Raw genomic sequence first — 1,899 nt, 5'->3', positions numbered from 1 at the left:
CCTTATCAGCAGATTGATGATACAGGTGCAAGAGTCAATGGTGTCAATTATTATACTCAAATTCTTTGTAATCCTTATTATACTGCTTATTTTACAGTTCCCAATAAAAATAGAGAAAATGTTTTAGACGTGCTTTTATGTGGAAAAGAAAAAACATACTGCTTTACTGATGAAGCATATAATCTGATGAAAACGTTTAATGTTTCCCAAAGTTGGATGGAAAAACTCTCGTCTTTTAAAAACAAAATATTCAGTGACGAAGAAATGCGTCGAAAACTGGATTGTGTTTTCTCACTTAATGGATATAAAACTACTAAGAAGAAAGTCCTTGAAGCCTGTGCAATTGCGGCCTATCATCAAAGTAAAGACATACCTGTGGTTACCACACTTTTAAGTGATGATGCACGTCAGTTCAGGCAAATTGCATATCACCATGCTCTTTGTTGGATTCATGACGGTAGAAACTACAAGAAATTAAGGCCAATAGTTCCGTATCATAAAGAAAAGCTGAAAGCTTTTCTGAACAGTTACTGGAACTTTTATGGTGAGCTTTCTAAGTTTAGAATAAAACCAGATTCAGAGGTAGCGGAGCAATTATCCGTTAAGTTTGATCAGTTGTTTTCTACCAAAACAGGATATGAACAGCTGGATGAAAGAATCGCTAAGACAAAAGAGAACAAGGAACAGCTGTTAAAGGTTCTGGTCTTGCCAGAGGTTCCGCTGCATAACAATGCAGCGGAACTAGCGGCGAGAGCAAAAGTCAGAAAAAGAGATGTGAGCCTTCAAACCATAACAGAGGAAGGAACAAAAGCAAATGACACATTTATGACGATTGTTCAGACAGCAAAGAAACTGGGTGTAAGTGCATATCAGTACATATGTGATAGAGTTGGCGGTACATTTGGGATGCCATCTCTGGCTCAATTAATCGGAGAAAAAAGCTCAATAAGCAGAAATTGAGAGCTTTCCACTCAATTTGAAGAGGATACCTTAATTCTTTTTATTAAGAGAATAAGTTTTAACTTTTTTATCAAGCTCATGAGTCCTCACTTTTTCAGAAATATGGCCGTGTTATTAACAGGAAGCTTCGGCTGAACCCTTAAATATATTTTTAAATTCGGAAGGAAACTCGGCCAGAGAAATACCATCCAGAACTTTAATGCAACTCGAATAGAGAAATACCATCCAGAATTCTTCTAATACCTTTGTAGAAGGAGGCAGGAGACTTTACTTTCTTCAGGAAAATGTACGTGCCAGGTTCAAACACGTTCTTTTTGGATTCAACCTAAGCAGCGATCATAAAGGATCATAGCTACTTTTAAAGATGAGAATGAAATAGTTATATTCAATTGTCCTGATTCTTTTAGAAGATCTGGACAGGCAATTAGTTCGCTGGATAGGTAGAAAGTTCTCTGGATAGTAAGGTCTGGACGGACAATTGGTTCTTTGGATAAGTAGAAAGTACTCTAGGTAGGTTTAGTCTTTTCCAACCTGCTCAAATATCCGTTTTGATTCCCTAAATATCGTACTTATTCTTTAGATATGTACCAATATGATAAATTTGCCATGTCTGTGAAAGCAGATAGGGATAAGGGTCAGATAACTAAAGAAGTATATAAGGCTCCGTAAAAATTCTCTAAAAATCTCCATTAATTTGAGCTGAATGATTTGGTCTGTTTTTACTCATATATATTCAGTCTTTTGACGGCGATTCACGAATAGTATTTCTACAAAGTTAATAAAAAACATTTGATGAGAACTGTTTAGGGATAAAAAAGATAGGAATAAGAACACTTAATTTTATTCATAAATTAATAGCCCCCTTTCGATTTCCTTATTCAGAAAAGGCTTGTAATTCCTTCCTTTCATTAATGCCGTAGTTTACTGTCATCCCCACTA

Annotated in this window: 1 protein-coding gene; it reads left to right on the top strand. The window is 35.8% G+C overall.

Features of this window, described 5'->3' with window-relative positions; genetic code table 11:
* On the top strand, window positions 1-960 hold a 960-nt coding region (locus ASJ81_RS12015), incomplete at its 5' end, for an IS66 family transposase (protein ID WP_095642794.1).
* Between the last annotated feature and the right edge of the window lie 939 nt (window positions 961-1,899).

It is taken from the genome of Methanosarcina spelaei, assembly GCF_002287235.1.
Classification (GTDB): domain Archaea; phylum Halobacteriota; class Methanosarcinia; order Methanosarcinales; family Methanosarcinaceae; genus Methanosarcina; species Methanosarcina spelaei.
This window is presented reverse-complemented; position numbering and strand designations above follow the sequence as displayed.